5 protein-coding genes are annotated in these 7,597 nt (G+C 59.9%); 1 reads left to right on the top strand and 4 read right to left on the bottom strand.

Going from position 1 to position 7,597, the window contains the following annotated elements:
- Positions 1-53: 53 nt before the first annotated feature.
- From nadA to HX786_RS04585, 3 genes are all read right to left on the bottom strand, one after another.
- The gene (gene nadA / locus HX786_RS04595; protein WP_003209852.1) at positions 54-1,112 is read right to left on the bottom strand and encodes a quinolinate synthase NadA; all 1,059 of its coding nucleotides are present in this window, start codon (positions 1,110-1,112) and stop codon (positions 54-56) included.
- Between the two features lie 219 nt (positions 1,113-1,331).
- A complete protein-coding gene (locus HX786_RS04590; protein WP_218647707.1) occupies positions 1,332-2,903 on the bottom strand; it encodes a lactate dehydrogenase in 1,572 nt (523 codons plus the stop codon).
- A gap of 128 nt (positions 2,904-3,031) precedes the next feature.
- Positions 3,032-4,318 carry an OmpP1/FadL family transporter gene (locus HX786_RS04585; protein WP_003209847.1) on the bottom strand — a complete coding sequence of 429 codons (1,287 nt, stop codon included), beginning with the start codon at positions 4,316-4,318 and terminating at the stop codon, positions 3,032-3,034.
- A 359-nt stretch (positions 4,319-4,677) separates the two neighbouring features.
- Between HX786_RS04585 and HX786_RS04580 the strand changes: the two genes are divergently transcribed.
- A complete protein-coding gene (locus tag HX786_RS04580; protein ID WP_178911770.1) occupies positions 4,678-6,636 on the top strand; it encodes a PAS domain-containing sensor histidine kinase in 1,959 nt (652 codons plus the stop codon).
- Here HX786_RS04580 and HX786_RS04575 read toward each other — a convergent pair.
- Positions 6,633-7,538, bottom strand: coding sequence for a LysR family transcriptional regulator (locus HX786_RS04575; RefSeq protein ID WP_003209844.1), 906 nt, complete (start codon positions 7,536-7,538; stop codon positions 6,633-6,635). The genes HX786_RS04580 and HX786_RS04575 overlap by 4 nt on opposite strands.
- Between the last annotated feature and the right edge of the window lie 59 nt (positions 7,539-7,597).

Raw genomic sequence — 7,597 nt, 5'->3', positions numbered from 1 at the left:
AGCGGAACCATAAGCGGCCGTTACCTAAATAACGGATATGTACTCAAACAAGATCAAGCATTCCCCGCCAACCTCAACCGAGCCGCCTGAGTAAAATCCAACATCCGCTTCAGCGGTCTAACCGCCTGCGGAATCACCGAAGGCTCAACAAAAATCTCATTACTCCCCTCACGCAAGCACTGCAGCGTGCGCTCCAGGGTATTCATCGCCATCCACGGGCAATGCGCACAACTGCGACACGCCGCCCCATTCCCCGCCGTCGGCGCCTCGACAAACACCTTATCCGGGCACAGCTGCTGCATCTTGTAGAAAATGCCGCGGTCGGTGGCCACGATAAACGTCTTGTTCGGCAACCGCTGCGCCGCCGCAATCAACTGGCTGGTAGACCCCACCGCATCCGCCAACTCGATCACCGACGTCGGCGACTCCGGGTGCACCAGAATCGCCGCGTCCGGGTACAACGCCTTCATGTCCTCCAACTGCTTGGACTTGAACTCCTCGTGCACGATGCACGCACCATCCCACAGCAACATGTCTGCACCCGTCTGACGCTGGATATAGGTGCCCAGGTGCTTGTCCGGCCCCCAGATAATCGTCTCGCCGTTATCCATCAGGCTTTCGACAATCTCCAGCGCACAACTGGAAGTCACCACCCAATCAGCACGGGCTTTCACCGCCGCCGACGTGTTGGCATAGACCACCACCGTGCGCTCAGGGTGCTGATCACAGAATGCCGAGAACTCATCCACCGGGCAGCCAAGGTCCAGAGAGCACGTGGCTTCCAGTGTCGGCATCAGGATGCGTTTTTCAGGCGTGAGGATCTTGGCCGTCTCCCCCATGAATCGCACGCCCGCCACCAATACGGTCTTGGCCGGGTGCGCCGCGCCGAAGCGGGCCATTTCCAGGGAGTCGGAGACACAGCCACCGGTTTCTTCGGCCAGGGCCTGAATCACCGGGTCGCAGTAGAAGTGTGCCACCAGCACCGCGTCCTGAGCCTTGAGCTCGGCGGCGATGGCGGCGCGGTAGCCCGCCTCTTCTTCGGCGCTCAGCACTTTGGGCTGCTTGGCGTCGAGGTGGGCTTGGACCAGAAGGCGTTCGGAAATTTGCGTCATGTTCGCAAGACCTGCAGGCGCAGTTGCGCGAAAGTCGAGTGTACCACCGGCTCTGGAGCCTTTCGGGCGCCGCCGGACGAAGTGATTGTGTTCATCAAGCACGGTGAAGCTGCGCAAGGCTACAGAATATCGAATGGTTTCAAAAGCCTAATCTGGGATTCGGCCAGGCATGAAAAAGGGAAACCCGGCCAGGGGTTTCCCTTTTTTACAACGACCGGTTTAACCGGGCAAAGCGGACGGATCGTCTTGCAGCAACGCCCCCTGATGCATGTTCGCCAGGGCATCCTTCAGGATGGTTTCATCGGCGCCCTTGGCACTCTTGCCTTCCCGCGCCGCATATTCCAGCAGTACCAGGTAGTCGCGATGGCCGGTGGCCTCGTTCGGTACCACGCTGTCTTTAACCAGTCGAGCCATCTCGTATCGCTGGGTGCGGGTGTTCTGGCTGGCGCTTTGGTCCACGGAGGCGTTGGTCAGGAAGCCATCCTTGTAGGTGATGTTCGCCGCACTGCTGGCCTTGTCGTCGACCTGCACATAGAGGTAGTTCTGCGACTCGCGCCTGGTATCGAAAGCCGGCGGCTTCCCGCCATCCAGGCCCTGATGGAAACTGGCCTTGAGGCTTGATCGCTGGACCTGATCGATCGTGCGATTGGAGAGGTTATTGCCGCCGATGCGCGTTTTCTGGGAAATCCCATAGGCAAACGTATCGGTTTCCCCTGGGCGCGCCGGGTTGGGGGAGCTGGCCGCCTGGCTGATGGAGGCCTTGAAATCCGCCAGGCCCGTCAGCAGGCCTTGATCTGCCGCGCTGCGGGTCAGCGGCGCAGGCGCTTTGGCGCTCTGCGGGTAGTTGCTGTTCATGGCGGTAAACGCATCCTTGAACATCGCCATCAGGTCAGCATTGGCCTTGCCCCGCGCCTGGGCCTTGTCGAACTGGGCCAGGTAGCTTTTCAGCGCGATTGCCTGTTGCTTGGCGTTGCCGAGGATGCCGGCGTTCTTCAGGTCGACCGAGAGATTCACTTCCCCCGCCGGGCTACTCATGCGCGTGGTGCGGCCCTGGCTGTCCGCATGGAATGCAAGCGTGAGGTCGTCAGTATTGCTCACTTTCAATTTGCCGCTGAGGTCCACCGAAGCCAATACGCTGGAATCAAACTGCGTCAGCTTGCTCAGCTCGAGTTTCGGCGGCTGGGCGGCCAGGCCGTCGATCGCGTCCTGGAAGGCTTCGCCCAACTTGGCGACTTCCTTGAGTTCGGCGGCGCTGAGGACGCCACCGTCCACCTTCGCCTGCGCGGCCAAGCCTCCCAACTGGCTGGCCAGGCTGAAGGTGACGGTCTTGCCGCTGGCCGTCTTGACGGTCAGGCTGACCAGGTTGTCGGCCCTGCTGTGCAGCAGCGCCTGTTGAACCTTGAGTTCGGCGGGGCTTTGGGTCCTGGAAGCGCTGGTGCTCAGCGCCGACTGGGAAATGTCGGTACCGCTCTTCGCAAATTGCTCAATCAGGGTGGCGCCCAGGCCGCTGAAGCCTGTGCCTCTGGGCAGTGCAGGGAAATTCGTGCTGATCGCTTTGGTGACCGCATCGTCGCTGTCACTTTCCCAGGCATTGATCGGCCCATGGCCGGGCAATTGGCCGTTGCGGGAATACGTCTCGGCTTGAACGTCCACCGTGACATTGCCAAAGCTGACCACCGAGGAAGGTCGCACGGCAGCGGCGTCCGTTTCTGGCGCCTGCGTAGCTGGCGGGGTAACGGCGGGTCGATTGGTAAGGGCGATGGCGGAGCTGATCGGCGAAAGCGTAGTCATGACGATCCCTGTCTTGAGCTGGATTGCAGCCAATTTAACCAAGACAGGGAAGGTTTGGTAGCGCGACCGATACAATTGCTAGCAAAGAGCCATGTCAGAAAACTGACTCTTTGCCCTCTTCCGGTGCATCAGAAGCGGTAAGTCACCGAACCGCCGAAACCGTTGGCGCTGTTTTCATACTTGGCGTCGTAGGTCAGCGCCAGTTGCGGATTATTGTCGCGGACCTTGATCGGCTCTTCTTTCAGGTAGGAATAAGCGACGTCGAAGGTCAGGTTATCCACTGGCGTCCAGCCGGCGCCCAAGCTGAACACCGTGCGATCGCCCGTAGGAATACGTACGGACCGGTCGGTGTTGTTGGTGGGCGTCTGGTCCACCGAAAAGCCGGTACGCAGCACCAGTTGCTTGTTCAACTGGTACGACAGGCCGATGGCGTGAGACCAGGTGTCATGCCAGTGCTGTTCTTCGGTGATGGAGTTCAGGCCGGCCAGTTCGGTGGCGAGGTCAGAGACGCCACTGTTGTTGATCGTAATCTTCTTCAACTGGCTCCAGCGGGTGTAGGTGCTGCCGACGTACAGGGTCCAGTCATCGTTGAGTTTATGGGTGACCGAGAAGTCCACGGACGACGGCGTGGTGACATCCAGCTTGGCGTCATACCGCTGCGGGCCGCCATCCACCAGGTCGGTGAGCACCCCCGAGGCGTTGGTTTTGCCCGACAGGTGATACACAACCTGCGAGTGGTAGGTCACACCAATGCGCGTGCTTTCAATCGGCTGCACCAGGATACCGGCGTTGAAACCGGTGGCGGTGTCGTCGCCCTTGACCTTCACGTTTTCCGTGCCGAGGCCAAATGCCGGGACCTTGGAGTCCAGTTCGCCACTGATACGGTTGAAGGTCGGACCGAAGCCCACCGAAACCTTGTCGTTGAAGGCATAGCTGACGGTTGGCTGCACCGTGATGACTTGAACCTTGCTTTTGTTGCCAAAGCCATTGCCCTGGAAGCTGTGTTCATAGTCGGTCACGAGGCCGAACGGCGCGTAGATTCCCAGGCCAAACGCCCAGTGTTCATCAATCGGCGTCACCAGGTAGCCCATCGGTACGGCGATGCCGGGGACCATATCGCCTTTGTTGGTGCCGGGGTTGTCCACGCCACCTTGGCTGGAGCTGGCATCCTTGATGTTCGACTTGGCATCCAGGTAGGTCGCCCCGATGCTCACTTCATTCTGCTTGAGGCGAGACATGCCCGCCGGGTTGCCAAACACCGTGCTGGCGTCATCCGCGGAGGAGGAACGCCCGGCGTAACCGGTCCCCATTGAACTGATGCTTTGTTCGTTGAGGGCAAAACCACCGGCAAACAAGGAAGTGGAGGCAAGGGAAATCGACAGCGCCAAAGCGCTCTTGAAGAGTTTTTTATTCATTATTAGAACTCGAATTATTGGGCAGCGAGAGGAAGCTACCAATCTTCGAGCGGGCAAATTATGAAGAGTTTTTCATGCGCAAAATTGTCCGACAATCCTATTTTTTTCAAAGACTTCGACGGTTTTTCCAGCACTTATTCAGACCCCGGAACCTGAATATGACTGACGGGTTTTAATCTCGCCGTCACGCTTGGAGCATGCCGGATTGCCTGCCATCGAATATGCGTGAAGGCGCTGGTGATATAAGTGTCGCAATGACATGATGACGGCCATTTAACACGCGTGGCAGCACTCAAATGAATAGCACTATCGGGACGGGGCCTGAGACAAACAGCCCACCTGAATCTGGCGAGAGTGATTTGTCCGCCGCGGGCCTCAACCACAGCGAAGCCTTCACCGAACGCGTGCTTGCCAGCATCAACGATTGCATCAAGGTGCTGGACCTCGACGCCCGCCTGACCTTCATGAGCGAAGGCGGCAAGCAGATCATGGAAGTCAGCGACTTCAATGCGATCCGCGGCTGCCCCTGGCCCGACTTCTGGCACGACCAGGGCAATCTCGATGCCAAGGCTGCCGTTGAAGCCGCCAAGGCCGGTCGCAATGCCAGCTTTGTCGGCGCTGCCCACACCCTGGCCGGCAACCTTAAATGGTGGCACGTGAACGTCAGCCCGATCATGGGCAGTGACGGCCTGCCGGAGAAAATCCTCTGCGTATCCCGGGACATCACGCCCCTGCGCGAAGCCGAAGAGTCCCTGCGCAAACTCAACGAGTCCCTGGAACAGCGGGTGGTCGAACGCACTCGCGATCGCGACCGTATCTGGCGCCTGTCGCCGGACCTGATGCTGGTGGCACAACTCGACGGTGTGATCTCCGCCGTGAACCCGGCCTGGACACGCATGCTCGGCCACGCCGAAAACGACCTGGTGGGCAGCCAGTTGCTGGCCCTGGTTCACCCCGACGACCTGGCCGTCTCATCCTCTGCGGTCAGCCGTTTGGGCGATGGCAAGAACTTCCCCAATTTCAAGAACCGTTACCGCCACCAGGACGGCAGCTACCGCATGATCGCCTGGACGGCCGTGCCCGACAGCGACTACATCCACGCCGTGGGCCGTGATATCCAGGCTGAGGAAGAAGCCAAGGAAGCCCTGCGACTGTCGGAAGACGCCCTGCGTCAGTCACAGAAACTGGAAGCCATCGGCCAACTCACTGGCGGTGTCGCACATGATTTCAATAACCTGCTGACGGTGATCAAGTCCTGTGCCGACTTGCTCAAGCCACCTGCCCTGAGCGAAGCACGCCGCGTGAAATACGTGGAAGCCATCGCCAGCACGGTCGATCGCGCGGCCCGCCTGACGGCCCAGTTGCTCACATTCGCCCGCCGCCAGGCTTTGCGACCCGAGATGTTCAACGTCGGCGAAAGTGTAAAGCGGGTGGGCGAGATGATGGACAGCCTGACCGGTTCACGGGTCAAGGTAAGCATCCAGGTGCCTGACGACGCCTGCTTTATCAACGCCGACGAAAGCCAGTTCGATACCGCGCTGGTCAACATGGTGGTGAACGCCAGGGATGCCATGGCCGGCAACGGGCATTTGACCATCACCGTTTCGACGGCAAGCTGGCTACCCTCGGTTCGCGCTCACCCGGTACGTGTCGCCGATTACGTGACCATCGAACTGGCGGACACCGGCTCGGGTATCCCGCCGGAAAAACTCGACGCGATCTTTGAGCCCTTCTACACCACCAAGGGTATCGGCCAGGGCACCGGCCTGGGCTTGTCCCAGGTGTACGGCTTCGCCAAGCAATCAGGCGGGGAAATCCTGGTACAGAGCGAGTGCGGCAGGGGTAGCCAATTTACGCTGTACCTGCCCAAGGTCGAGCCAAGTGCCATGCCGGTACCTCAAGACACCAGCGCTTCGCCCATCATCTCAGGCTTGTGCGTGCTGATGGTCGAGGACAACGCCGATGTGGGCCTGTACACCTCGCAAACCCTGGAACAGATGGGCTTTCACGTGCTGTGGGTGCCGGATGCGAACAGCGCGCTGGAAGCCCTGGCCCCCAACCCAGAAAGCTTCCAGGTGGTGTTCTCCGATATCTCCATGCCCGGCATGAGTGGCCTGGAGTTGCTGGACGCAATCGAAGCCTTGTACCCATGGCTGCCAGTGGTGCTCACCACCGGCTACAACGACGAATACGCGCGTATCGCCCAGGAAGAAGCCAGCCGTTTTGTCTTGCTGCAAAAGCCGTATTCCACCGAGGTGCTGGCCCTGCTGCTGCAAAAAGTCGTCAAGAGCCGCCTGCCCCTGGTCGCACAAGGCTAGACCGCAGGCCGGGTCGTGTCCGGAACATTCCCCATCTCCAGGGCCAGATCCAGCCAGGCCCGCGCCGCCGGTGGCAAGTGCGCCTGTCGCCGCCAAGCCAGGGCGATGTGCCAATCAGTCTGGGGCTCGTCCAGCTGGATCAGGGCGATGCCGGCGTGCAGGTGTTTGTAAGCCAGCATGCTCGGTAGAAACGCGACACCCAGGCCTGCGGCAACCAGGTCGACGATAAAGTCGATCTGGGCACTGCGGGCGGTGATACGCGGGACTACGCCTCTGCGCTCGCAGGCTGTGAGAATGATCCGGTTAAGCGCAAACCCGGCCTCGAACAGAATAAAGGGCGAGTCAGCCAGGTCGGAAAAATCGACGCTTTTACGCCCGGCCAAAGGATGGTCGATCGGCATCACCACCATCAGTGGCTCGACGCGCACATCCTGATATTCAAATTCTCCCGCCACCGGTACCAGCAACGCGGCCAGGTCCACCTCCCCGGCCTCCAGGCATTCGCCCAACTTCTTGCTGCCATGCTCGATCAGCTCGATCTCGATTTCCGGATAACGCTGTCGATACAAGGCAAACATCGCCGCAAACAGTACCCCACTGCCCACCGGCGGCAAGCCGATGCGCAATACACCGCGCTTGAGCCCCAGCAAGTCGTTGATCTCGGCCACCAGGTCACTGCGCTCCGCCAGCAACACCAGCGCTCGGCGGTAGGCAATTTCGCCGGCGGCCGTGAGCTCGCTCTTGTGGCCGATGCGATTGAACAGCGGCGTGCCCAATTCATCTTCCAGAGTCTTGACCGCCTTGCTGACGGTAGACTGGGTGAGCGATACCACCTCGGCTGCTTGTGAGAAGCTGCCCTGGCGAACTACTTCGACAAAGGCCAGCAACGTACGAAGGTTCATGAGTATTCCGTTTGCGACTTGATTCAAGTTGGAAAAGTTGTTTTTACCATGAAAGGCCT

Source organism: Pseudomonas sp. 21615526, from assembly GCF_013386245.1.
GTDB lineage: Bacteria > Pseudomonadota > Gammaproteobacteria > Pseudomonadales > Pseudomonadaceae > Aquipseudomonas.
The sequence above is the reverse complement of the archived record's forward strand: the minus strand, read 5'-3'. Positions and strand labels throughout refer to the sequence as shown.

Excerpts from the sequence above, each read along its gene's own strand:
- nadA (WP_003209852.1), bottom strand. The coding sequence starts at position 1,112 with ATGACGCAAATTTCCGAACGCCTTCTGGTCCAAGCCCACCTCGACGCC.
- HX786_RS04590 (WP_218647707.1), bottom strand. The coding sequence starts at position 2,903 with ATGACTACGCTTTCGCCGATCAGCTCCGCCATCGCCCTTACCAATCGA.
- HX786_RS04585 (WP_003209847.1), bottom strand. The coding sequence starts at position 4,318 with ATGAATAAAAAACTCTTCAAGAGCGCTTTGGCGCTGTCGATTTCCCTT.
- HX786_RS04575 (WP_003209844.1), bottom strand. The coding sequence starts at position 7,538 with ATGAACCTTCGTACGTTGCTGGCCTTTGTCGAAGTAGTTCGCCAGGGC.